Consider the following 22,240-nt stretch of genomic DNA (forward strand, 5'->3'; position numbering starts at 1 on the left):
CCTTCCGGCTATGCTGGCGGTTCGAGCGCTCGAAGCGTCTTTGTGACCATCGCGGTGAGGCTATCCGCAAGGCGAGGTGGCGTAGCGGGCGAACACGTTAGAACAAGCGCCGTTTCCCCAAGTTGTGGAAGGGTTGTATCCGGCAACTGCCTGACCCCACCGGTGATCGTGCATTTCGGCAGGACGCCGACAGCGAACCCCGCCGAGATGGCCGCCCGAATGCCGGCGACGCTTTCGCTGGTGCAGACGATCTCGTAGTCCAGGTCGGCTTTTTTCAGCAGATCGAGGCAGCGTTCCCGCCACCAACACGCCCGATCAAACAACGCCACAGGCAACGGACGGCGGTGCTCGACCTCATGGAAAGCTGACCCCGCCCAAATGGCGGCTTCACGGTGAACAACGATATCGTCAGCCGCGACATTTTCGGGAGCATGCAGCGCGATATCCAGTTCGTCAGCCGCGAGCGCGGACGGAAACGCGACACTTGAGCCGCAACGCAAGAGGATGCGAGCGCTGGGCTGCTCTTGCGAGAAATTAGCTAGGATCGCCGGAAGCAGAGTATCGCTGTATTCTTCGGGTATGCCGAAACGGATTTCGGCTTTGGCATCCGGCGCTCGCATGGCGATGACCGCCTGATCGAGGGCTTCAACGACCTGACGCGCGATCGGCAGCAATTGCTCGCCGCGTGCCGTCAGGGAAACGCCGCGGCCATGTCGATCGAACAGTTGTTGCGCCACGATTTCTTCGAGCTTTTGCACTTGGAGGCTGATGGCGGATTGCGTTCGCAGGAGACGCGCCGCGCCGCCACTGACGCTGCCGGCCTTGGCAACGGCCAGGAAGCTGCGCAGCAGGTCGCTGTCAAGCTGGGGCAGCAAGATATCGTCTTGGCTCATATCGGATATTTATTCTATTCGTTTCTTCAATGGAAGTGCTGGCCGTAGAATGCTCTCAAAGGATGATAATTATGAGCATTGCGCTTCCGAACGTGCAAAAGCCGATCATGTGGACGACGGCTGCTGTCCTGACAGTCGTTATCGCCCTCATGTGGCCGCAACGGGCACAGGAGACGCTTCATTTCGTCTTGCAGAGCTTCATGGATGTGGCGCTGATGATTGCGATCGGGCTGATCATTTCGGCATGGGTCGCGGCCAGCGGAGCGGCGACCATTACGGCACACTGGTTTAAGGGTCGTCCTATCGCAACTGTTGTTATCGCATCGGGAATCGGCACTGTGACACCTGTATGCGGCGTAACGGTGCTGCCGCTTACGACTGGATTTCTTGCATCTGGCGTTCCGCTCGCGCCCATTATGGCATTTTGGCTTTCCTCGCCTGTTACCGGTCCGACAATGCTCATCGCGACGTGGGCGCTGCTCGGCCCAGGATTCGCCATCGGAAAGATGCTTGCAGCCTTTGCCCTCGGAGTCTTTTCCGGCGCGGTAACGACTCTCCTCGCGCACACTCAGATGGTACAGAGCCCGTTGCGGCCACACCGGTTTATGGATAGCGGGCAGTGCGGCACATGCACGCCAACGGACTTCTCTTTCCAAATCTGGCGAGAGCCGGCTCGCATGCGTGCGTTTGGAGAAAATCTGATTTCCACAACAAAGATCGTCGCAATTTGTTTGCTGTTTGCTTTTTCGGCTGAGTTCCTGCTGCGCGACTTTCTCCCGTCTCATCTCCTTACGGCCTATGTCGGCGAGGATTCACCCTACGCTATCCCGCTCGCGGTGCTGATCGGTGCACCGATGTATCTCGACGGTCTTGCGGCACTGCCCTTGGTTCGAGGGCTACTCGATCTTGGCATGTCACCCGGTGCGGCAATGGCGCTCCTCGTTTCAGGCGGCGCGGTCAGCATTTGGGGCGTCTTGGCTGTGGCTTTGGTCCTCAGGCCGTCGACCATTGCTCTGTTTGTGGCACTGGCCGTGATCGGTTCACTGGCAATTGGTTACGCTTTCGATACGATTTGGATATTGCTGCCGTGAAGGAAATCTCATCGGAATTCGCCATGACGCCCGCTGTGGCGAACATTGCGCCTGCGATGCAGTCCACAACAAACAGGGGCTATCCAGCTTCGACCATCATCTTATAGACAGGGCCCACAAAGGATCAGAAGCTGTTATTGGCGGTCTATTCCCCGGCTTCCACCACAAAGCAAACCGGTTGGCGCCTGCCGGTCGGGGTGCAGTGCAGCGGTGAGATTTCCCGGACATCAACACCGTTGCAGGTGAGTGGCAGCAAAGCTCAGCACCCGCTCCCGCATTTCCGCACTTTCCTGATGCCCTGTCTCGGCCTCCCGGTGCAGCATCAGTTTTTCGAGCGCGCCCGCCTTGTCATAAGCAGCGGATAGCTGCGCGAAGGCCGGCTCGAAGGCGTGCGGCGGGGTGAGCGGGTCGCGGTCGCCGATGCAGACCAGTTGCGGGCGCGGCGCGATCAGCCCGGCGATCTCGCCATTGCCGGCGACTTCGAGCAGGCCGGGGATGGTCAGGTAGATGCCGTGCCGGTCATGCGCGCCGGTCTCGATCAGTTTTCCGAAATCGGCGAAGCAGCAGAGATGCATGACGCAGGCAAGCTGCGGCTCCACCGCCGCCAGCCAGTAGCCGAAGGTGGCGCCCATCGAGATGCCGAAAACGCCGATGCGGGCTGGATCGACATCCGGCCGCGCCGCTAGATAGTCCAGCGCCGAGGAAAGCTCGCGCAGCATTTTGCCGGCAAGCGACCGGCCCCGCCACAGCAGCGCCTTCGCCGTCGCCTGCTCCTTGCTCGCGGAACGCTCGCCGAAGCACGGCAGGTCAATCGCCAGCGTCACATAGCCGGCGCGCGCAAAAACCGGGCCGAGCGGCGATTGCAGCGCCGGGCGGCCATCCAGCAGTTCCGAGGCGCCGATGTCGTAGCGGTCGCCATGGGCGTGGATGTACAGGATGGCCGGCAGCGGGCGGTCTCGTGTCTGCGCATTGGCCACCACATCCCCCTCCCCCTTGTGGGGAGGGGTTGGGGGTGGGGGTACCGGAACAGCCGAAGGCCGCGTGAGGATGCCGCGCACCTTCTCGCCGTCGGCCGTGGCGAAGGTGAGGGTTTCGATGGCGAAGCCTTCATCCTGACGCGTCGCGCTGCCGGTGAAGCTGAGCGGATGCTGGCCGATTTCGAACAGGCGGTGGAGGGTTTCGGTCAGGGCCATGGCGCACTCCGGCAACGAGCAAGCGGCGGAATGGAACGGCGAAGGGTTTCGATCGCCGCCGGCCATCCATCTCAATGATGCGTTTGGACGTGCCTGGCGCGCAACTGGAGGACCAGCTTTCACCTCCAGAAAGGGCGTGTCTCTTCAAGGCTCCGCCACAGCGACTTGGCGCCGGCCCAGCCAAATTCGGCGCGGGCCTGGGTGGCGCCGACCATCCAGCCGACCGAGCGGGCATCGGCCGCCAGATCGGAGCGGGAAAGCAGCGCCTTGACCGTTGCCGCATCGTTCAGATTGCCGAACACTTCCTGGAGCTTTTTCAGCCGTTTCAGGAAAGGCTCCACGCGCCTGGAGGCATAGAGGGACGCGAAGAATTCGACTGCGTAGCGCAGCCGCTTCAGCATCTTGCGGAATTCGTGCCGCTCCTCCACGGTGAGCGTCTCCAGGTGGCGTGCCCGCTTGCACACCTTTTTCCAGCATTTCGCCAGCGCCGCCTCCGCCAAGTGCGACACCGGCATGGCGAGGCGCTCGGTCTGGGTGAAATCCTCCGGCACGAGCCAGCCGCGCGTCTCGACGAAACGGGCGAGATCGAGCAGGAAACACTGGACACGCGGCTCGATCAACAGCTTGCGCAGGCGAAGCCGCCGCTCCCCCGCCTGGACGGCGAGCCGGTCGGCAAGATCGGTGAGGCCCGTTTCGTCGAGGTGGCTGCCGGCTTCGCGGCGCACGATGTCCTGCCCCACCACGTCGAGGTCGCGCAGGCCGCCGACCTCCTGGCCAAGCCAGCGCGCCTCTTCGCCCAACCGCCGCATTTCCGGGCTGTCCAGCACCTGACGATAGACGGCAAAGACGCTGCGCAGCCGACGCAGACCGACGCGCAACTGATGCGGCCCTTCCGGGTCGTCCAGTTCGCAGGTCGCCGTGATGTTGATCGCGATCTGGTCGAGGCACTCGCGCAGGATGTCACGCGCCGTCTGCTCGGCGATCTGCATGGGATCGGCCGCGACCGCCTTGGCGTTTCTCGGTTTGAGCGGCGGGTCAATGAAACCCTTCTCCGCCAGCAGATAGCCGCGCGCTGCCTTGTACAGGCGCGAGAACTTCAGGCCGCCTTCCGGAAACAGCGTCTTGGCTATGTCGAACAGGCCGGCGGGGTTGCCTTCGATCAACTCGATCTCGGCCTCGCGCAGCCCAGCCGAGCGGCCCTCGCAAAGAATATCGCCGACGTCGACCGCCAGTTCCGCCCGGGTGCCGTCTTTCAGGCAAACTTCGCCGGCGGCGCGGCGGATCACCGTCTCGCAGACGGGGGCGAGCGGCCCGCCATTGACGCGCTGCGCGACTTGCTGCCGGACCGTCTCGTCGGGGATGGCCTCGATGTTGATCCGCCCGCCCGGCGCGAGATTCTCGATCTCGCCGGCCTGGGAGAGGCCGCCATGCATCTCGCGCCCTGTCTTGACCGTCTGGATCCAGCGCCGCCCGTCGCGGCGCAGCCGCAGGGACATGCCGGCCTTCTTAAGCGCGTGTTCGGGCGTGTCGAGATAGATGCTTCTCAGCGTTTTCGTGCGCGGGATACTGCTTGCCAGCTTCAGCGCCCTGGCACGACCCCAAAGCGCCTTCGCGGTCGCCTCGTCCAGGATGAGTTTCAGCTCGATTTCGCTCATGTGACGGTTTTGTGTCGGTTTTGCGAAATCGGTACCGCATCCGGACATGCAACGGCAAGCGTGCCCGGCAACGATTCACTGTCATAAAGGCATGACGCAAGGACACTGCCGCCGACGGCAGCAGCGCCCCCGGATCGAGAGCGCGCCGCGTGGCCCCTACGCCAGTTCGATCGCCTTCTTCTCGGCGATGCTCTGCTCGGCCGCCAGCACGATGCGCAGCGAGTTGACCGCCGCGTCCATGGATTCGGACAGATCCAGATCCTCCTGGATCGCCTTCAGGAAGAACGCCTGCTCGCGGTCGCAGAGTTCCTGGTGGCCGGGCTCGTCGGTCATGGAAAAAATCTCGTCCGGCTTCGACCAGTTCTTGTCCTTGTCGACGGCGGCGTGGTGGATCTTGATCGCGTCGGTCTTGGTGTGCTTGTCGATGTCGGCGGAGTCGGAGAGCTTCTCCGTTTCGGTCACGCTGCCGCCCTGGTTGGCGACGATCGACACCGCGCCCTTCGGGCCGACCACGTCCTTCACGAAGAACGCGACCTCGCTCATCATCGGGCCCCAGCCGGCCTCGTACCAGCCGACCGAGCCGTCGTCGAAGGTGACATGCAGGTGGCCGTAATTGTCCTTGTCGGCCTCGGCCCAGAGTTTCGCGCCGATGCCGTGGACGCGCACCGGCTTGGCGCCGGTCAACTGGCACATCACGTCGACATAATGCACGCCGCAGTCGACGATCGGGATCAGCGAATCGATCAGGTTCTTGTGCCAGTGCCAGGCCGGACCGGAGGACTGCTGGTTGAGGTTGAGCCGCATCACCAGCGGCTTGCCGAGCGTCCTGCCCATCTCGATGAATTTGATCCAGGACGGGTGGACGCGAAGGATGTAGCCCAGCACAAGCTTCTTGTTCGCAGCGCGGGCGGCGGCGACCACCTTTTCGGCGTCTTCGATGTTGGTGGCGATCGGCTTTTCCATGAAGACATGGCAGCCAGCCTCGAACGCCTTCAGCGCATATTCGGCATGGGTGTTCGGCCAGGAATTGATCGATACCGCGTCGGGCTTCGCCTCCTTCAGCGCCTGGTCGTAGTCCTCGTAGAGCGGATAGCCTTTCAGCTCGTCCGGGATCTTCTTCGATTTGATCGAGCGGCTCATCAGGCCGACGATCTCGAACCCCGGATTGCGGTGATAGGCGCTGGCATGGGACGCGCCCATATTGCCGAGGCCAACGACGAGGATTTTGACTTTGTCCGGCATGATGCCCTCCCGAATGACTGAGTTTCAAAGCCCCCTCACCCGGCTCGCTTCGCTCGCCACCCTCTCCCCGAGGGGAGAGGGTATCTCCGTCCGCGCCGCCGTGCTCTTCTCCCCAACGGGGAGAAGGTGCCCCGAAGGGCCGGATGAGGGGGCCAAAAGGCGGTGTATTTACACCGCGTCGTCGAACATATGCGCCCGAACGTTCTCGACGTCGATCGCCGCGAACGCATCGGTCAGTTTGTAGGCATCCGCGTCGGCCTTGACCTTGGCGTGGTCGAAATCGTTGGCGCCCTTGATCAGGTCGTTGGTGCAGACGTCCTCGGCCTTCACCGCCTCCTTGATCTGGCCGAGCTTCAGCGTCAGGTCGAAGAAGCTCTGCCAGCTCGACATGTCGTGCCAGCCCCAGCCGCCGCGCTTGTCCATGTCGCCGCGGAAGACGTTGTCCTGCTGCAGCAGCGACGTGGTGCCGAGTTCCGGCCCGGTGTTCTTGGCGAAGGCCGGGAACTGCTCGAACACGGCCTCGACCGCGGCACGCGGATTCTGGTGGCCGAATTCCAGCCCCATCGCCCAGCCGCGCAGATATTGTTCGAGGAAGGCCTTCTTGTCCGGGTCTTCCAGATCAGCGGCGCGCACGACAAAAGTGTTGGCCGGCAGTTTTGATTTCTGCACGCCCAGCCAGTAGTCGAATTTCAGGCCGGTCGCGATCCACTCGGCGCGCAGGCCCTCCCAGGAGAGCGCCGCGTCGCCCTGGCCGCCGGCCAGCGCCGTGCCCCAGGTCGGCCAGCCCGCCTCGACGTATTTGACCTTGGTGACGTCGACGCCCTGGGCGGCGAGCATCGGGTCGGTGATGGCCTGCCAGGCCGCCGAACCGAGCAGCATCGTCTTGCCTTCGAGCCCCTTCAGGTCGGCCATCCCCTCGCCCTTGCGGAAGGCGATGGAAAAAGTGTCGCGGGCGCCCATGTGGAACACGCTCTTCAGCTTCATGCCGTTCTGCAGCGCGAAGGAAAAGATACCCGGAGACGGGAAACCCATGTCGGCCTGACCAACGTCGACAAACTTCACGGTCGCGGTGCCGTCCGATGGGCCGGGCTGCATGTCGGTCGGCAAATCGCCGAAGTAGCCCATCTTCTTCGCCGCCCAGTAGGGATAATCGTCCAGCACTTCCAGCGTGCCGCGCGGCGAGATCCAGGTGAATTTTTCATAGGCCGCGGCGTTGGCCCGCAGCGCCGAACCGCCGAGCGCGGTGGCGGTCACCACGCCGACGCCGGTCACCTGCAGGAAAGTGCGGCGGGTCATGCCCGTGTTGAAGATCGTCATTGTCAGTCTCCCATTGTTTGATGTTTTCGTTCTTGTCGTCGGCCGGCCGGCGCGTGGCTTTCGCTCTTTTACGCCTCCCAGCTTGCCCACTTCTTCCCGATGAAGAAGAAGAGCACGTAGATCAGGATGCCGAGGATCGACAGCAGCAGCACCACGGCGAAGAATTGCGGCATCTGGATCATCGACGAGTAACTCGTGAGCCGGTTGCCGAGCCCAAAACCGCCGCCCACCATTTCGGCGCCGACGGCCGTCAGCAGGCCGAAGATGGCGCCAATCATCAACCCGACCAGGATCATCGGCAGAGCCATCGGCGCGCGGATCTTCCAGAATATCTGCAAGGTCGAGGCGCCGTAGGAGCGCGCCAGCGCAATCTTAGCGCTGTCGACACGGCGGAAACCGGTCGCGGCATTGATCATCACCATCGGCCCGGCCGCAAGCGCCACGGCGATGATGCGCGGCGTGTAGCCGAAGCCGAAGCGCAGGATGAGCAGCGGCACCAGCGCCAGCATCGGCGTGGTGACGAGCAGGAGGATGTAGGGCGCGACGATCTTTTCGGCGAAGGGAAACTGGGTGACCACCGCCGCCAGGATCAGCCCGATGATCGAGCCGATGGCGAAGCCCGAGAACAACTCGACCAGCGTGTAGCCGAGATGCGGCGCGATCAGCGGGAACTCGTCGAACAGCGCCCAGGCGATCAGGCTTGGCGGCGGCATGATATATTGCGGCACCTCGAACCAGCGAAGCGCAAACTCGGCGCCGCCGATGATGACGACCGCGACCGCGACGATTGCCAGAATGTCGGTGGCGGACCTTATGCCCGGGCCGCTGGAGAAGGCCGACAGGTTGGTGAGGCTGACATCTCCGCCCTCGCCCGTCTTGGACTTCTGGAATTCGGGAATGGCGTCGCTCTGGCTCATCTCGGCGCCCCTCCATTGACGACGGTCAGCGCCGGTTTCGCTTTGGCGCCGACACGCCCGCCGACAATGTCCATCTTGATGGCGTTGGTGAGGTCGAACACCTCCTTCGTCGCCATGATCTCCAAGGAGCGCGGCCGCGGGAACGGCACCGGATATTCCTTGGCGACGCGCCCGGGACGCGGCGTCAGCACCACGACGCGGTCGGACAGGAAAATCGCTTCCTCGATCGAATGGGTGATGAAGACGATGGTGGTCGGCGCATCGAGCCAGATCTCCTCGACCAGCCGGTTCATTTCCTCGCGCGTAAAACTGTCGAGCGCGCCGAACGGCTCGTCCATCAACAGCACCGACGGTTTCAGCGACAGCGCTCGGACGATCGCCGCGCGCTGCTGCATGCCCCCGGAAAGCTCGCGCGGGAATTTGCTGCCAAAACCTTCCAGCCCGACGCGGCGCAGCAGATGCTGCACCCACTGTTTGTCAGGCTTGCTCCCCTTGATCTCGAAGGGGAAATTGATGTTGGCGTCGAGATTGCGCCACGGCAGGAGGTTAGCCTCCTGAAAAACGATACCGATATCCGGATGCGGCCCGGTGATGATCTGACCGTCCAGCGTGATCTCGCCGGCCGAGAGCTTGTGCAGGCCGGACATCGACCACAGCAGCGTGGTCTTGCCGCAACCGGAAGGGCCGACGATGGAGACGATCTCGTTGGCGCGGACGTCGAGTTCACAACGGTCAAGCGCCAGAAGGTCGCCGGAGGCCGTGTGATAGACCTTGGTTGCGGCGCGCACACCAAGCTTCGGCTTTATGGCATGGCCAGCGTTCATGCGCCCTCGGAGTCCGCGCGATGATCCCCATATCATCCGTACGCGAAAATCAGTCTGTAACTATCCTACTTTTCTGTCAAGCGCTCGCAACCACTTGGTTGAAAGTCGGCACGCCGTTTTTATCATCATGTTGTTTTTATTTATTTTTATGAGCCGTTGCCAATGATGTTGCTTTCCTACATACTTTGCCGGCCCGGTAGCTCACGATACGCGCATCAACCGGGCGAAGGAACGGATGCATCTCCATGACGGAAGCTGTCGGCGAGGCTTGGCTAGGTGGCGAGGACGCCGCCGAGGCGCATGAGCACGCAAAGCGCATTCCCGACATCATCTCGCTGGTGAAGGATTCTTATGGCGAGCTCCGGCCAGCCGAGCGCCGGGTAGCGGACGTGGTGCTCGACGACGTGCGTTTCGCCATCGACGCTTCCAACGCCGCCCTGGCGGAGCGGGCGCAGGTGAGCGAGCCGACGGTGACCCGTTTCTGCCGCGCTATCGGCTGCGAGGGCGTGCGCGATTTCAAGCTGAAGCTGGCGCAGAGCCTGGTCGTCGACGCGCTTTATCTGAGCAAGCCACCGCCGCCCGCCGGGGGCGACAACGGCATGCCGTTCTGGAACGCGGTGTTCGGCGAGGCGCGGCTGGCGCTGCAGGAGGCCGAACGCCAGATCGACCCGGCGCAGTTGCAGAAGGCGGCCGAACTGATCGCCAAGGCGCGGCAGGTGGCTGTATTCGGCCTCGGCGGCAGTTCCTCGGCGCTGGCGCAGGAGACGCAATACCGGCTGTTCCGCTACGGCGTGACGGTGAGCGCCCACAACGACCCCTATGTGATGCGCATGACCGCCTCGACGCTGAAGCCAGGCGACTTGGTGATCGCCATATCGGCCACCGGCCGAACCCGCGAAGTGGTGGAGGCGGTGGAACTTGCCCGCCATTATCGTGCCAACGCCGTCTGCATCACCGCACCCGACACCGATCTTGCACGCGCCTGCGACGTCAGGCTGACGGTGGCGGTTCCCGAATATCCAGACACGCTGAAGCCGACGGCTTCGCGCTTCGCCTTCCTGGCGGCGATAGACCTGTTGGCGGTAGCGACCGGTTACAAGATCGACGGCCCGGCGCGCGAGACGCTGCGGCGCATCAAATACAACATCCAGACTTATCGGGCCGGCAAGGAGATGGAGCCGCTCGGGGATTGAGGGGGGAACTACCCTCAAACCACCGCGGTCATGCCGCCGTCGACCGAAATGAGCTGGCCGTTGACATAGTCCGACGCCGGCGAGGCGAGATAGACGACCGTGCCGACGATTTCCTCCGGCAGGCCCCAGCGCTTCGATGGCGTGCGGGCCTTGACCCACGCGTCGAAATCCGGGTTGTTGACCAGCGCGTCGTTCATCTCGGTGATTATGTAGCCGGGCGCTATTCCATTGGCCTGCACGCCGCTTCCCGCCCATTCGGCCGCCATCTGCTGTGTCAGCATCTTAAGGCCGCCCTTGCTGGTGGCATAGGGCGATATGGTGGCGCGGGCCAGCAGGCTGGTCGTCGAACAGATGTTGATGATCTTGCCACGCCCACGCGCCACCATGCGTTTTCCCGCCTCGCGGCCGATGACGAAGGCGCTGGTCAGGTTGATGTCGATGACCCGCTGCCATTCGGCGGTCGGCAGGTCGACCATCGGCTTGCGCCACTGGATGCCGGCATTGTTGACCAGGATGTCGATGGCGACGCCGTCCGCGTCGAAGCGCTCGAAGGTGGCGAGGATCGCAGCTTCGTCGCGCACGTCGAAGGCGATGCCATCCGCCTGATGGCCAAGCGCACGCATCTCGTCGACGGCGGCGGCCACGCGCGCCGCATCGGTGCCGTTGAGGATTACTTTTGCCCCGGCCACCCCAAGCCCTTCGGCGAAAGCACGGCCGAGGCCGCGCGTCGAGCCAGTGATCAGGGCCGTGCGGCCGGTAAGATCGAACATGGAATTCGGCATTTTTCCCTCAGCAACTGCATCTGCCAAAATGCCGGCGGGCGAGGTCGGCATGCGTCTGGCGCCCCGACGGCGTATATGCACGCGGTATATCCTTGTGCTCGTTCGGCCACCATGCCCCGCCGATGACGATACCGTGCGAGATCAATTCGCGCTCCGCAACCAACTCCGCGCCATTGGAATCGAAAAAGTTGACCGGCCCCTCCCGCTCGCCGAGTATCGCGATGTCGGCCGGCCCGCCGACTGCCAGCCGGCCAAGGTCGGGACGGGCAATCGCTTCGGCCGGGCGTACCGTCGACGCCTTCAGCACATCCAGAAACGGCATGCCGAGCGCCATCATCTTCGACATGCAGACGAGCATGTCGAAGGCGGGGCCGTCAATGCTGAGCAGGTGCACGTCGCTGCTGATCACGTCCGGCCCAAGACCCTCCTTGAGCATGGTCCGCGCCACCTCGAAATCGAAGGAGCCCATGCCGTGGCCGATGTCGAAGATGACGCCGCGCTCGCGGGCCAGATGCATATCGGGCCTGATCGCGCCGGAGGCGAAGACCGGGGCGTTGGGAAACGGTCGGAAACAGTGGGTGAGCACATCGCCCTTGCGCAGGCGCGGCAGCACTTCCGAGCGGCCCGGCGGCGGCTCATCTATATGCGCCATCAGCGGCAGACCTGCCTGGTCGGCGGCCTCCACGGCGAGATCGACTGGCGCGATGCCGCTGGTGCCGCTGGCGTGTTTTCCCGCCCGCACCTTAACCCCGACCACCACATCGCGGTGCTCCGCCACGCAGCCGACAAGTTCGCGCGGATCGCACAGCCGGAGATCGCTGCATTCGCCGACCATGACGTTCTTCGAGAAGCCGAAGATGCCTGCAAAGGAGATGTTCACATAGGCGAGGATGCGGGCCTTCGACCGTTCCATGACGTGGCGGCGGAAGCCGAGGAAATTGCCGGCACCGGCGCTGCCGGCGTCAATGAAAGTCGTGGTGGCGCTGCGGGCGGCGAGCAGGTCGGCGTCGACGCCCAGCGAAGTGCCACCCCAGTAGACGTGGCTGTGCAGGTCGATGAGGCCCGGCGTCACCATGGCACCCGTGGCGTCGACCACTTTCGCGGCCCGGTCGGCGGGAATGCCGGCCTCGATCGAGGCGATGCGGCCCTCGGAGACCGCCACGTCGCGCGGCGCGTCGAGGCCCGACGCCGGGTCGATGACCCGCCCGCCCTTCAGGAGGAGATCAAACTGCATGGACGACGTCCTCCACGTTCATTCTGTTGCCTGCCTCGCAGTGGCACGCTTGCGCAAGGCGGGACGGGACTGCCGGAAAACTCAAACCGGCTTGTAGGCGATCGCTTCCACCTCGATCTTGATGTCGATCATCAGCCGGGATTCGGCGGTAGTGCGTGCCGGCGGTTCCTTCGGAAAATGTTTTGCATAAACCGCGTTGAACGCGCCGAAATCGCGGGCATCCTCCAGCCACACCGTGGTCTTGACCACGTCCTCCATGCTGCAGCCGGCCAGCGCCAGCGCCGCCTTGACGTTCTGCAGCACCTGTTCGGTCTGCTCGGTGATGCCGCCCTTGACGACGATGCCATCGGCGCCGACCGGGACCTGGCCGGACACAAACACGAAATCGCCGGCCCGCACTGCCGGCGACAGCGGCACATGAGAGGTTCCGAAACACTGTTTTGGCAAGGCTGCCTCCTCTGGGCAAGTTTAGTGGATCCAGTCCGTAGCGCCTTCCAGGCGTTCATGGAAGTGGCGGCGATGCGCCATGTACGAAGCTGATTGTCCTTTGGTTCGAATGGCTTGCATGGAAAACCCGACTCGGGCGGCCGGCCATCTACAGCCACCTTGAATAATCGTCATGCAGGATTTGTTGGAAAGCAACATTTTTTTGGGTATCCATGTTGCTTTATTACAAAACGCTGAGCATCCTGCCTGGCCAAGGTGGTTCCGACCCTCCGGTGAGGTGAGGGTCCGGTGTCCGAGGGGAGGAAAATGATCGATTTCGGCGGACGCAGCGTGATCGTCACCGGCGCCGGCGGCGGCCTCGGCAAGGCGCTGGTCCAGGTGCTGGCCGCCTGCAACGCCCGCGTCATCGCTTGCGACGTCGAGGGCATGGACCTTTCGGCCGAGGGCATCGCCGAGGCGCACCATTTCGACCTGCTCGACGACGCGGCAGTGGCCGCATTTGCTGCGCGCGCCACCAGCGGCACGCCGCCGGCGGCTGTGATCTCCAACGCCGGATGGACGCGCGCCGAGACGCTGGCCGCTGTGACCACCGAGGCGCTCGACCGCGAGATGAACCTGAATTTCCGCAGCGCGGCACTTCTGTCGCAGGCGCTGTTGCCGTCGATGCGCAACCAGCCGGGTGGCAGCGCATTCGTGTTCGTCTCTTCCGTCAACGCGCTCGCCCATTTCGGCAATCCCGCCTATGCGGCGGCCAAGGCCGGGCTGCTCGCCTGGATGCGCGCCATCGCCACCGAGGAAGGCGGCAACGGTGTGCGCGCCAACGCCATCGTGCCCGGCTCGATCCGCACCGGCGCCTGGGAACACCGCATCGCCGAGAAGCCGGAAATTCTTGGTGCGGTCAGCCGGCTCTATCCGCTGGGCAGGCTGGTCGAGCCCGTCGAAGTGGCTCGCGCCGCCGTGTTCCTGGCATCACCGGCGGCGAGCGGCATCACCGGGGTGTCGCTCAACGTCGATGCTGGCCTGCTCGCCAGCAACCTGCCCTTCCTCAACGAAATCGCCTAAGAGCCTTCGAGTACAAGCGACAGCCAGGAGACCATTGATGCGCGTCGAGGATCTGGATACGCCGGCGGTGGTGATCGACCGTCGCATCGTCGAGGCCAATCTGCGCCGAGCCCAGGACCATGCCGACCGGCAGGGCAAGAAACTCCGCCCGCACATCAAGACGCACAAGCTGCCGCTGTTCGCCAAGCGCCAGCTTGAGCTCGGCGCCATCGGCATCACCTGCCAGAAGATTGGCGAGGCAGAAGTCATGGCCGATGCCGGCATCGGCGACATTTTTATTCCTTACAACATCATCGGCACAGCGAAGCTGGAGCGGCTGAAGGCGCTGCACGAACGCATCACCCTGTCGGTTACCGCCGACAGTGCCGAGACGGTCGACGGCTATGGCGCTAGCTTCACTGATGACGCGCATCCGCTCTCCGTGCTGATCGAATGCGACACCGGTGGCGGCCGCTGCGGCGTCCAATCGGCGGTCGACGCGGTGGCGCTGGCAAAACGCATCGCCTCGTATCCCGGCTTGCACTTCGGTGGGCTGATGACCTATCCGCCGCGCCAGAAGGTTTCCGAGGTCGACACTTGGCTCCGTGACGCGCTGGCGCTGTTCGAAGCGGAGGGCATCGTGGTCGAACGCGTGTCGGTCGGCAACTCGCCGGATTTTTATGCGCCGCAGGGCGTCGACGCGGCCACCGAACTGCGCCCCGGCACCTACATCTATTCTGACCGCATGCAGGTGGCGTTCGGTCACGGCACGCTGGAGAATTGCGCGCTGACCGTGCTGGCGACGGTGGTGAGCCGCCCGACGACCGATCGCGCCATCCTCGACACCGGTTCGAAATCGCTTGCGGCCGACCTGTCGCCGGCGCCGGGACACGGCCACATCGTCGAATATCCGGACGCGGTCATCACCATGCTCAACGAGGAGCACGGCATCGTCGACCTGTCACGCTCGGCCAAGAAGCCAACGATCGGCGACAAGGTGCGCGTCATCCCGAACCATGTCTGCGTGGTATCCAACCTGTTCGACGTGGTCCATCTCGTCGAGGACGGCGAAGTCGTGGAGCTACTGCCGGTGGCGGCACGCGGCAAACTGAGCTGAAACGACTACCGCTTCGAGACGGAGGGGCAAGCCATGACATTCGACAAGAACCCATTTCCCGAGGGCGATCCGGACCGCCACGAACTCTGGGAAATGCTGATGCGCCGCGACTTCGAGGCCTTCATCGCCCAGGACTGGTCAATGGTCGAAGACGACTTCATCGCCGAGAGCTTTTTCGGCATGCACGCGCATTTCCTGAACGACGCCGACGCCTGGCGGCTGCAGTTTCCCCGGCTGGAAATCTATCGCGACGAATGGCTGCGCCAGGCCGCCGAGACGGCGAAGACAAAATTCGCCGAGCCGCTGCTCGATGCGATGTTCCGCATCACCAACATGCGGGACATCGACGTCGACGGCGACCGTGCGGTGCTGCACAAGAAGTTCAACGGCTCGATCGCGAAAGCCGACGGCACGGCCGATCGGCTCAACTGGCAGACACTGTATTTCTGCCGCAAAGTGAATGGCTGCTGGAAGATCGCCGGTTTTGTCGGCTATATGCCGCAACCGCTGGGGCGGTAGTCAAATCCATCGCTTGTCAGACAGTCACCTATTCGCGTCGGCCGCCAGCCTCGCGTGAGCGCGCCCGAGTCCGCATGGCCACGCCCCCAAGGCAACAGTTTCACATTTATTAACTTTTTAATTTTCGGCTTTGATGTCGGATTCACGAAGCGTTAGATTGGACGCGAATCAGTCGATTTGCGGCGCATAATCCATCGCAAATCGGCGTCGCCGGACAAGTTTTGGGGATCCGGCGGGACATTCGAGTGCAGTGCGGTTCGCGGCCTGTCCAAAGGGCAGGCGGGTGGTTTTCGTAACAAGTGATGCGTTTTCATGTCCGGTCGCTGGCGCAGCCAGGGTCCGGGCACGCGCAACGATTCAGGCTTCCAGCAGGCGGCATGACAAGCCTAGGCGAACAGTTTGGAGTTTCGACGGGACTGGCGAAAAGGCTGGCCTCGCGGGGCGACCTCACCGGATTCCTGATGGCGCTTTGCCAGAACATCGGGGCCGACAGCTATATGCTGGTCGCCGTGCTGCATGACCAGAACCGCAGCGACATTCGTATCGTCGCCTCGAACTGGATCTACGATGCGATCCAGCTTGTCGGCCACCAAGCAATCGCCGCAATCGCCCAGAGCAGCTTTGCGGTACCGCCCGGCACCCGGCCGCAGCCGATCACCACGCGTCAAGCTCCAGCACTTCCTGGCATGCTCAGCGGTGAAGAAGTGAGGCTGCTCGACGTGCTCGGCCATGGCGAGATTTTCGCGCTCAGGCTGAATGTCGGCCGCCAGCGGCTGTTCATGCTTTTGTCCACCGCCGAACCTGGGGAGCTTGATCCGGCCGAACTCAGCCGCGCCCAGATGCGCTGCTGCCACGCGCTGTCGCAGGTGCCCGGCCTTCTGGCAGCCGCCGCGCAGCAGGACCCGCTGTCGGACCGCGAGCGCGAATGCCTGTACTGGGTTTCCGAAGGCAAGACCACCGACGAGGTGGCGCTCATCCTCGGCGTCTCCTCTAACACGGTGAACAGCTACGTCGCCCACGCCATCCAGAAATTCGCGGCGTCGAATCGCGTCATGGCGGTCGCGACCGCGATCAGGAGCGGCATCATTTGACGAGACCGGCGGCAGGCATGAGCGCGCGCGTTCCGGCCGGGGAGCGCAGGAGTCCGTTCGGCGCTGCCGCACCCGACGGCGAAGCGGGACATACACTGACCGTGCCGGACGCCGTGCGGCGCTGCCGCTGGATCGCCATCGACATCAACGCGGCGGCGTTCGCCGTGTTCTTCGTCAGCCCCTCGCTGGAGCGGGCAAAACTCGTCCCATGTTTCGATTCCGACCATCCGAGCCTGTCGGCTTTGACCCGCGTCGCGTCGGACCGCAATGGCGAGGCGATCGTCCGGCATGCGCGCACCTCCACCCTGCCCTGCTGGTGGAGCGACGGCGCGGCGACGGCGTCACTCCAGGCGTTCTCGCAGCTCGAAATGGCGGAGAGAACCGAGGATCTGCTGCCCGGTCACCCCGGCATCGCCTTTCCGGTCTTTTCCGATCGCGGCCAATGTGGGCTGATCGCCTTCTGGGGACGCGACATCGTGCTCGGCGGCGACCACGTCTTCGACATCCACGCCCGCTGCTTCTCGCTGTTCGACGCGGTGGCGACGATCCGCTCCAACGAACTGCGCAAGATGCCAACCATCTCGAAGCGAGAGATGGAATGCCTGAAGCTTACGGCCAACGGCCTGACCAGCGAGGAGATCGCCGCCTCGCTAAAACTGTCGATCCATACCGCCAATCAGTATCTGGCGAGTTCGACGCAGAAACTGAACGCCACCAACCGCATCCATGCGGTGGCAAAGGCCATGAAGCTCGGCCTGTTCGAGTAAGTTTTGCCTTACGGAAATCCCTGACCTACCGGCCGACTGCCGGCTCGCTGCGCCGTATCCGCGACTCCTCGATGGCCGCTGCGAGGAAAGCCGTGTTCTTCTCCGGATCGGGATCTGGATCGTCGAAGGCCACGTAATTGACCTCGACCGACGCCTCCTCGGCGCCCAGCGTCAGCGTGAAATAAACGGTCGCGCCGCGCGGCCTGAGTTCGAGGTCGAGTTCGATGCGCGGCGGCTCCGACCAGCCGACATGCGCCTCGCCGCCATGGCCCATCCTCACGGTGCGCGGCATGAAGAACAGCTCGGCCGCCGAATCCACCAGGTCGGAAATGCAGGCGAAATGCTCCAGCCTGATGAAGGCGATGTAGTCGGCGGCATCAACCAGGCGCAATTCGGCGACGATGTCGCGGATGGCGTCGGCGACGATGACCTCGCGGGACGATGCGTGCGATTGGCGGATCATGATGCCTGTTTTTTCGGAGCCTGCTTGGCGTAGACGATGCGGATGAGTTCAGCGACCGCCTGGTAGAATTGCTGCGGGATCACGCTATCCACCGAAACTTGCTTGTACATGGAGCGAGCGAGCGCCACGTCCTCGAAGACCGGAATGTTGTTTTCCTTGGCGATCTCGCGGATTCTGAGCGCGACCAGATCTTGCCCCTTGGCAAGCACCACCGGCGCCGTGTTCTCCTCGCGCACATAGCGCAGCGCGATGGAAAAGTGGGTCGGGTTGGCGATGATCAGCGTGGCGCGCGGCACCGCCGTCATCATCCGCCGCCGCGCCCGGTCACGGGCCAGCGAGCGCAGCCGCGACTTGACGATCGGGTCGCCTTCCGACTGCTTCATCTCGTCCTTGACCTCCTGCTTGGTCATGCGCAGATCCTGCAGCCAGTGGAAGCGTGACCAGACGACGTCGATGCCGGCGATCGCCGCCATGACCACGACGATCGCGACTAGGATGTTGATGGCGATGTCGCGGATCACCAGTCCGAACGAGACCGGCGGCGTGATCATGCCCGACAGCAGCGTCACGAGATCGTTGCGCAGGATGAAGATCAGCACCAGCGATGCGAACACCAGCTTGCCGACCGCCTTGGCGAACTCGACAAAACCCTGCACGCCGAACAGCCGCTTCCAGCCTTCGGAGAGCGAGATGCGCGAGGCCTGCGGCTGGATGCGCTCGCCGACGAACTGCGGAAGGTTCTGGACTGCCGAGGCGAGGAATCCCGCCGCCATCAGCATCGCCACCAGCGCGGCGACCGCTTGGCCGATCTGCATCAGCACCGCCTTGTAGAGCGTGCCGACATCGCTCGCCGTGTCGAGCGGCCAGTCTTCGGGTTTCTCAAGGAACACGGACAGGAACGTGCCCATCTCAGCAATGTTCTGCTGGGCGAAGAATACCGAGAAGACAAGTATGGCGAGGAAGGAGGCGAGGATCGGCGCTTCGCGCGACGAGGGCAACTTGCCCTTCTCGACCGTGTCGCGGATCTTCTTCTCGGTCGCGTCCTCGGTTTTGCTGTCCTTGTCGGCGCTCTCGGACATGGCTGCTCAGCCGGCGTCAGGCTGCGGCGGCTTGCGTCGACGGCAATTCGAAGGCGCCTTCGCGCGCCATGCGGATCGCTGTCGATGCCACCGTCTTGCGAGCCTTCACTATATCAGCCATGGCAATGCCGTCGGAACCCTGGCCGAGCTCGGACTCGATCATGCGGCGCGAGCGCGCGCCGATCGAGGACAGCACGGATTCCGCGAGTTGCGCCGACGTGTTGCGAAGGCAAAGCGTGACGAGTTCGGTCGACAGCCCGTCGAACAGCGCAACCCGCGCCTTCTGGGTGAGGAGCGGGATATCCTCGAACGAGAACAGCCTGGCGCGGATCGCCTCCAGGTCGGGCGTGCCGGCGTCCTGCAGGTCCTGCAACACCTCGTCTAGCTGGCCCTTGTCGAGCTCGTTGAGCAAACTGGCGACCCGGCTCTGGCCGGCGGATGTGTCCTTGGTATTGGTCTCGCCGAGCACGCGGCTGCGCAACTGGTTCTCGATGATCTTCGTAGCGGTTTCCGGAATGGTGGCGATCGACATCATGCGCCGGATGATCTCGCCGCGCAGCGGTTTTTCCAGCGTCAGCAGCGTATTGGCGGCGCTTTGTGGTGCGAGCTTGGAGAGCACCAGTGCCGAGGTCTGGGCGTGTTCGTTGGCGAGAAACGCGCCGAGCCGCGCCGGCTCCAGTTTCTCCAGTTCGGTCCAGACCGGCGGCGGCTGGTTGCCGGCCGCCGCCTGGCCCTTGCCCATGATTGCATTCATCTCTTCCGGCGACAGCGTCTCGTTGAAAAGGTCGTCCATCTGATCGGCGGAATCGAGCTGGCCGGCGCCCTCGGTGAATTCGGCTTCGAACTCGGCAACAATCCGCTCCAGTTCACTTTGCGGAATGGTCTTGAGCAGCCGCGCGCCCTCGATCAGCGCCTTCAACTCCTCCTGCTTGAAGAATTTCAGCAGGCGACTGGCCGCCGGCTTGCCCATGGCGACCAGGATGGCCGCCGCCTTCTGCGCGCGGGTGAGGTTGAGCGTCGTCATTTGCGCATCAGTATCATCGGCACCGTGTCACCGCCGGACCATCACGCAGGTCCAGCCGAGGTTATGATCTCAGTCAACCGCAGGCCGAAGCGTGAGGGATCGTTGTCGAGCACCGTGATCTCGCCGCGAGCGATGCGGCGGCCGTTGACCATCACGTCGACCGCCTCGCCGACGCGCCGGTTGAGCGCCACCGTCGAGCCCTTCTGAAGCCCCATCAGTTCGGACACCGACATCTCGGCGCTGCCGAGCACGATCTGCACCTCGACCGGGATGTTCATGATGATGTTGGCATTGGCCGCCACCGCGCCGCTCGGCGCACGCACGCCACCGCCGCCTTCGCTGAGCACGCCGCGCAGTTCCTCGATGGCCCGGTTGAGCTGGTCCTCTCCGCCCTCTTCCGCTGTCGCTCCGATGCCGTGGCTCATCAATCGTCCCCTTTGCAATCTCTCACGGCGCCGGATCGCTCAGCGCCGTACCAGCCCTTCGATCAGGTCCTGCCGCTCGTCGAAGGGCTGCTTGATCCGCACTGTGTAGTTCTGTCCGAGCTTGCCGAACTCGCATACGAAAAGAGTCTTGTGCCGGGCTGACAGTTTTGCCTCGCTCTGGGCGTTTTCGCGCAGCTCGATGACTTGCCCGAGCTGCAGGCAGGCGATGTCGGCCAGCGTCATACGGGCAAGCGGCATCGTCGCCTCGAGCTTGACGGCGGAGCGCATCACCTCCTCGCCAAATCGCTCTCCCCAGTCGTCGTCCTTGCCAAGCTTTCCCGGCAGCGCCGCCTTGTCGCCGCGGTGCTTGAGCAGAACGCGCTGCGGCATAAACAGCGACAGCCGCCCCGTCGTGCGGCCGGAGGTGATGGCGAAGTCGATGCGCGCCGCCGGCCCGTCCCGGATGACGCGCTCGCTGAGCGCGGCGCCGGAAACCGCCTGGGAGAGCGGCAGGTTGAAAGCGAAGGCGCGCGGCCCCGACCCGTTCACCGCCTTGGCAATTTCCTCGAACGCCATGGTGGCAACGTCGAGTTCGGTGGGCGACAGAGGCCGTTCGATCGCCGCCACCGGCAGGTCCGGATCTCCACCGAACATCGCCGATACGAGGATTGCGACGGCGCGCGATTCGATCGTCAGAAGCAGTGCGTCCGGGGAACTCGGCGACGACGCCATGGTCATCGCGCCATTCGCCTGCGGGTCCGGTCGCGCAGCAGCGAAACGCGACAGTTCGACGGAGACGATGTCGATGCCGACCGGCGTGGCCAGGCAGTTGCCGAAAGCTTTGCGGATCGCCGGCAGCGCCCGCACAGCCAGCGCTCGGGCGGTCGTGGTTATATGATCGGGTTCGCCCGTGTCGCCGACCAGCCGCTCGACGATATAGGCGCGCATCTCCGAGGGGTTGGCCGGGCTAGCCATCGAACGCTCGCGTCCCGTTCGGTGATGTCATCGCTCAGGCGGCCTTCTTGGCGGCTTCACCGCCACCGGTGTTCATGGTGCTCTGCTCGACGGCATCGATCGACGGACGATCGTAAGAGGAGATCGTCTTGCGGCCGAACTCGATCGCCACCTGCGGCAGCGAGCCGTTCATGTAGGCCAGCAGCGTCTGCTTGACGATGATGTAGAGCCGGTTGTTCTTCTCGCGCACGATCTTGATCTTGGTGGCGATGGGACCGACGATGCAATAGGACATGAAGATGCCGAGGAAGGTGCCGACAAGCGCTGCACCGATCAGGCCGCCGAGGATCTCCGGCGACTGGTCGAGCGCGCCCATCGCCTTCACCACGCCCAGCACCGCCGCGATGATGCCGATCGCCGGGAACCCGTCGCCCACCATCATCATCGCGTGATAGGGCTTGAGGCTGTCGGACCGGATCGTCTGGATCTCCTCGTCCATCAGCGCCTCGATCTCATGCGGACGCGCATTGCCGATGATGATCAGCCGGCAGTAGTCGCAGATGAAATGCGTCAGCTCGTGGCGCTTCAGCACCAGGGGAAATGCCTGGAAGATGGCCGATTCCTCGGGATTGTCGATATGGGCCTCGACCTCGCTGCGCGACTTGGTGCGCAATTCGCGCATCAGGCTGTGCAGCACGCCGAGCGTTTCGAGATAGTCCTTCTCTTTCGGCACGGCCTGCTTGAATGCCTCAAGCGTCGCCTTGCCGGTGTCCTTCACCACCTTCATCGGATTGGCGACGAGGAAGGCGCCCAATGCGGCGCCGCAGATGATCACCACTTCCCACGGCTGGATCAGCACCTCGATATGGCCGCCCATGGCCATGAAGCCGCCGAGCACACAGCCCAGCGTCACCACAAGTCCGATCAGAATGCCCACGCGCGAACCCTTCAAGATTTGCCAGCCTCGAAGGT

At 63.7% G+C, this 22,240-nt stretch carries 23 protein-coding genes; 7 read left to right on the top strand and 16 right to left on the bottom strand.

What is annotated here, in order from left to right:
- Positions 1-8: 8 nt before the first annotated feature.
- Positions 9-893, bottom strand: coding sequence for a LysR substrate-binding domain-containing protein (locus ACH196_RS19210; RefSeq protein ID WP_396648528.1), 885 nt, complete (start codon positions 891-893; stop codon positions 9-11).
- Between the two features lie 71 nt (positions 894-964).
- On the opposite strand from ACH196_RS19210, the gene ACH196_RS19215 reads away from it, so the two are divergent.
- Positions 965-1,984, top strand: a complete 1,020-nt coding sequence (locus ACH196_RS19215) for a permease (RefSeq protein WP_396648529.1) — start codon at positions 965-967, stop codon at positions 1,982-1,984.
- Positions 1,985-2,211: 227 nt separating this feature from the next.
- Here the strand turns inward: ACH196_RS19215 and ACH196_RS19220 are convergent, their stop codons facing one another.
- From ACH196_RS19220 to ACH196_RS19245, 6 genes are all read right to left on the bottom strand, one after another.
- Complete coding sequence (locus ACH196_RS19220) at positions 2,212-3,177, bottom strand: alpha/beta hydrolase family protein (protein WP_396648530.1); 966 nt, start codon at positions 3,175-3,177, stop codon at positions 2,212-2,214.
- Between the two features lie 119 nt (positions 3,178-3,296).
- The gene (locus ACH196_RS19225) at positions 3,297-4,832 is read right to left on the bottom strand and encodes a CHAD domain-containing protein (protein WP_396648531.1); all 1,536 of its coding nucleotides are present in this window, start codon (positions 4,830-4,832) and stop codon (positions 3,297-3,299) included.
- A gap of 156 nt (positions 4,833-4,988) precedes the next feature.
- On the bottom strand, positions 4,989-6,074 hold the full coding sequence (locus tag ACH196_RS19230; protein ID WP_396648532.1) for a Gfo/Idh/MocA family protein: 1,086 nt from the start codon (positions 6,072-6,074) through the stop codon (positions 4,989-4,991).
- Positions 6,075-6,242: 168 nt separating this feature from the next.
- Complete coding sequence (locus ACH196_RS19235; protein ID WP_396648533.1) at positions 6,243-7,391, bottom strand: ABC transporter substrate-binding protein; 1,149 nt, start codon at positions 7,389-7,391, stop codon at positions 6,243-6,245.
- 68 nt (positions 7,392-7,459) lie between these two features.
- Positions 7,460-8,308: an ABC transporter permease gene (locus ACH196_RS19240; RefSeq protein ID WP_396648534.1), complete on the bottom strand. Its 849-nt coding sequence runs from the start codon at positions 8,306-8,308 to the stop codon at positions 7,460-7,462.
- On the bottom strand, positions 8,305-9,132 hold the full coding sequence (locus tag ACH196_RS19245) for an ABC transporter ATP-binding protein (protein ID WP_396648535.1): 828 nt from the start codon (positions 9,130-9,132) through the stop codon (positions 8,305-8,307). Before ACH196_RS19245 ends, ACH196_RS19240 begins: the two co-directional genes overlap by 4 nt.
- A 245-nt stretch (positions 9,133-9,377) precedes the next feature.
- On the opposite strand from ACH196_RS19245, the gene ACH196_RS19250 reads away from it, so the two are divergent.
- A complete protein-coding gene (locus ACH196_RS19250) occupies positions 9,378-10,325 on the top strand; it encodes a MurR/RpiR family transcriptional regulator (protein ID WP_396648536.1) in 948 nt (315 codons plus the stop codon).
- A gap of 14 nt (positions 10,326-10,339) precedes the next feature.
- Here the strand turns inward: ACH196_RS19250 and ACH196_RS19255 are convergent, their stop codons facing one another.
- The 3 genes from ACH196_RS19255 to ACH196_RS19265 all read right to left on the bottom strand — a co-directional run bounded on the left by ACH196_RS19255 (position 10,340) and on the right by ACH196_RS19265 (position 12,788).
- Entirely contained in the window at positions 10,340-11,107 is a 768-nt protein-coding gene (locus ACH196_RS19255; protein WP_396648537.1) for an SDR family oxidoreductase, read from the bottom strand.
- Between the two features lie 7 nt (positions 11,108-11,114).
- Positions 11,115-12,341 carry an amidohydrolase/deacetylase family metallohydrolase gene (locus ACH196_RS19260; protein WP_396648538.1) on the bottom strand — a complete coding sequence of 409 codons (1,227 nt, stop codon included), beginning with the start codon at positions 12,339-12,341 and terminating at the stop codon, positions 11,115-11,117.
- An 81-nt stretch (positions 12,342-12,422) separates the two neighbouring features.
- On the bottom strand, positions 12,423-12,788 hold the full coding sequence (locus ACH196_RS19265) for a RidA family protein (RefSeq protein WP_396648539.1): 366 nt from the start codon (positions 12,786-12,788) through the stop codon (positions 12,423-12,425).
- 306 nt (positions 12,789-13,094) lie between these two features.
- Between ACH196_RS19265 and ACH196_RS19270 the strand changes: the two genes are divergently transcribed.
- The 5 genes from ACH196_RS19270 to ACH196_RS19290 all read left to right on the top strand — a co-directional run bounded on the left by ACH196_RS19270 (position 13,095) and on the right by ACH196_RS19290 (position 17,323).
- The gene (locus ACH196_RS19270) at positions 13,095-13,850 is read left to right on the top strand and encodes an SDR family NAD(P)-dependent oxidoreductase (protein ID WP_396648540.1); all 756 of its coding nucleotides are present in this window, start codon (positions 13,095-13,097) and stop codon (positions 13,848-13,850) included.
- 37 nt (positions 13,851-13,887) lie between these two features.
- Entirely contained in the window at positions 13,888-14,946 is a 1,059-nt protein-coding gene (locus ACH196_RS19275) for a D-TA family PLP-dependent enzyme (protein WP_396648541.1), read from the top strand.
- Positions 14,947-14,979: 33 nt separating this feature from the next.
- A complete protein-coding gene (locus tag ACH196_RS19280) occupies positions 14,980-15,465 on the top strand; it encodes a hypothetical protein (RefSeq protein ID WP_396648542.1) in 486 nt (161 codons plus the stop codon).
- 377 nt (positions 15,466-15,842) lie between these two features.
- Positions 15,843-16,556, top strand: coding sequence for a LuxR C-terminal-related transcriptional regulator (locus ACH196_RS19285; RefSeq protein ID WP_396648543.1), 714 nt, complete (start codon positions 15,843-15,845; stop codon positions 16,554-16,556).
- Positions 16,557-16,573: 17 nt separating this feature from the next.
- Positions 16,574-17,323, top strand: a complete 750-nt coding sequence (locus ACH196_RS19290; protein WP_396648544.1) for a helix-turn-helix transcriptional regulator — start codon at positions 16,574-16,576, stop codon at positions 17,321-17,323.
- A 25-nt stretch (positions 17,324-17,348) separates the two neighbouring features.
- Here the strand turns inward: ACH196_RS19290 and ACH196_RS19295 are convergent, their stop codons facing one another.
- The 6 genes from ACH196_RS19295 to motA are packed head-to-tail and all read right to left on the bottom strand — an operon-like array spanning position 17,349 to position 22,205.
- Positions 17,349-17,786 carry a hypothetical protein gene (locus tag ACH196_RS19295; RefSeq protein WP_396648545.1) on the bottom strand — a complete coding sequence of 146 codons (438 nt, stop codon included), beginning with the start codon at positions 17,784-17,786 and terminating at the stop codon, positions 17,349-17,351.
- Positions 17,783-18,865: a flagellar biosynthesis protein FlhB gene (flhB, locus tag ACH196_RS19300; RefSeq protein ID WP_396648546.1), complete on the bottom strand. Its 1,083-nt coding sequence runs from the start codon at positions 18,863-18,865 to the stop codon at positions 17,783-17,785. Before flhB ends, ACH196_RS19295 begins: the two co-directional genes overlap by 4 nt.
- Before the next feature lie 16 nt (positions 18,866-18,881).
- Positions 18,882-19,889, bottom strand: a complete 1,008-nt coding sequence (locus tag ACH196_RS19305) for a flagellar motor switch protein FliG (RefSeq protein ID WP_396648547.1) — start codon at positions 19,887-19,889, stop codon at positions 18,882-18,884.
- Positions 19,890-19,930: 41 nt separating this feature from the next.
- Positions 19,931-20,314 carry a flagellar motor switch protein FliN gene (fliN, locus tag ACH196_RS19310; protein ID WP_396648548.1) on the bottom strand — a complete coding sequence of 128 codons (384 nt, stop codon included), beginning with the start codon at positions 20,312-20,314 and terminating at the stop codon, positions 19,931-19,933.
- 39 nt (positions 20,315-20,353) lie between these two features.
- Positions 20,354-21,289: a FliM/FliN family flagellar motor switch protein gene (locus ACH196_RS19315; protein ID WP_396648549.1), complete on the bottom strand. Its 936-nt coding sequence runs from the start codon at positions 21,287-21,289 to the stop codon at positions 20,354-20,356.
- 34 nt (positions 21,290-21,323) lie between these two features.
- Entirely contained in the window at positions 21,324-22,205 is an 882-nt protein-coding gene (gene motA, locus ACH196_RS19320; protein ID WP_396648550.1) for a flagellar motor stator protein MotA, read from the bottom strand.
- Between the last annotated feature and the right edge of the window lie 35 nt (positions 22,206-22,240).

This window comes from Mesorhizobium sp. IMUNJ 23232, assembly GCF_044326205.1.
In the GTDB taxonomy this organism is placed as follows: Bacteria; Pseudomonadota; Alphaproteobacteria; order Rhizobiales; family Rhizobiaceae; genus Kumtagia.

Bases quoted from the DNA above. Each gene is read 5' to 3' on its own strand.
- ACH196_RS19280 (WP_396648542.1), top strand. From the start codon at position 14,980: ATGACATTCGACAAGAACCCATTTCCCGAGGGCGATCCGGACCGCCAC.
- ACH196_RS19240 (WP_396648534.1), bottom strand. From the start codon at position 8,308: ATGAGCCAGAGCGACGCCATTCCCGAATTCCAGAAGTCCAAGACGGGC.
- ACH196_RS19295 (WP_396648545.1), bottom strand. From the start codon at position 17,786: ATGATCCGCCAATCGCACGCATCGTCCCGCGAGGTCATCGTCGCCGAC.
- ACH196_RS19290 (WP_396648544.1), top strand. From the start codon at position 16,574: ATGAGCGCGCGCGTTCCGGCCGGGGAGCGCAGGAGTCCGTTCGGCGCT.
- ACH196_RS19210 (WP_396648528.1), bottom strand. From the start codon at position 893: ATGAGCCAAGACGATATCTTGCTGCCCCAGCTTGACAGCGACCTGCTG.
- ACH196_RS19225 (WP_396648531.1), bottom strand. From the start codon at position 4,832: ATGAGCGAAATCGAGCTGAAACTCATCCTGGACGAGGCGACCGCGAAG.
- ACH196_RS19305 (WP_396648547.1), bottom strand. From the start codon at position 19,889: ATGACGACGCTCAACCTCACCCGCGCGCAGAAGGCGGCGGCCATCCTG.
- ACH196_RS19235 (WP_396648533.1), bottom strand. From the start codon at position 7,391: ATGACGATCTTCAACACGGGCATGACCCGCCGCACTTTCCTGCAGGTG.
- ACH196_RS19250 (WP_396648536.1), top strand. From the start codon at position 9,378: ATGACGGAAGCTGTCGGCGAGGCTTGGCTAGGTGGCGAGGACGCCGCC.
- fliN (WP_396648548.1), bottom strand. From the start codon at position 20,314: ATGAGCCACGGCATCGGAGCGACAGCGGAAGAGGGCGGAGAGGACCAG.
- flhB (WP_396648546.1), bottom strand. From the start codon at position 18,865: ATGTCCGAGAGCGCCGACAAGGACAGCAAAACCGAGGACGCGACCGAG.
- ACH196_RS19215 (WP_396648529.1), top strand. From the start codon at position 965: ATGAGCATTGCGCTTCCGAACGTGCAAAAGCCGATCATGTGGACGACG.
- ACH196_RS19255 (WP_396648537.1), bottom strand. From the start codon at position 11,107: ATGCCGAATTCCATGTTCGATCTTACCGGCCGCACGGCCCTGATCACT.
- ACH196_RS19275 (WP_396648541.1), top strand. From the start codon at position 13,888: ATGCGCGTCGAGGATCTGGATACGCCGGCGGTGGTGATCGACCGTCGC.
- ACH196_RS19315 (WP_396648549.1), bottom strand. From the start codon at position 21,289: ATGGCTAGCCCGGCCAACCCCTCGGAGATGCGCGCCTATATCGTCGAG.
- ACH196_RS19220 (WP_396648530.1), bottom strand. From the start codon at position 3,177: ATGGCCCTGACCGAAACCCTCCACCGCCTGTTCGAAATCGGCCAGCAT.
- ACH196_RS19230 (WP_396648532.1), bottom strand. From the start codon at position 6,074: ATGCCGGACAAAGTCAAAATCCTCGTCGTTGGCCTCGGCAATATGGGC.
- ACH196_RS19260 (WP_396648538.1), bottom strand. From the start codon at position 12,341: ATGCAGTTTGATCTCCTCCTGAAGGGCGGGCGGGTCATCGACCCGGCG.
- ACH196_RS19245 (WP_396648535.1), bottom strand. From the start codon at position 9,132: ATGAACGCTGGCCATGCCATAAAGCCGAAGCTTGGTGTGCGCGCCGCA.
- ACH196_RS19285 (WP_396648543.1), top strand. From the start codon at position 15,843: ATGACAAGCCTAGGCGAACAGTTTGGAGTTTCGACGGGACTGGCGAAA.
- ACH196_RS19270 (WP_396648540.1), top strand. From the start codon at position 13,095: ATGATCGATTTCGGCGGACGCAGCGTGATCGTCACCGGCGCCGGCGGC.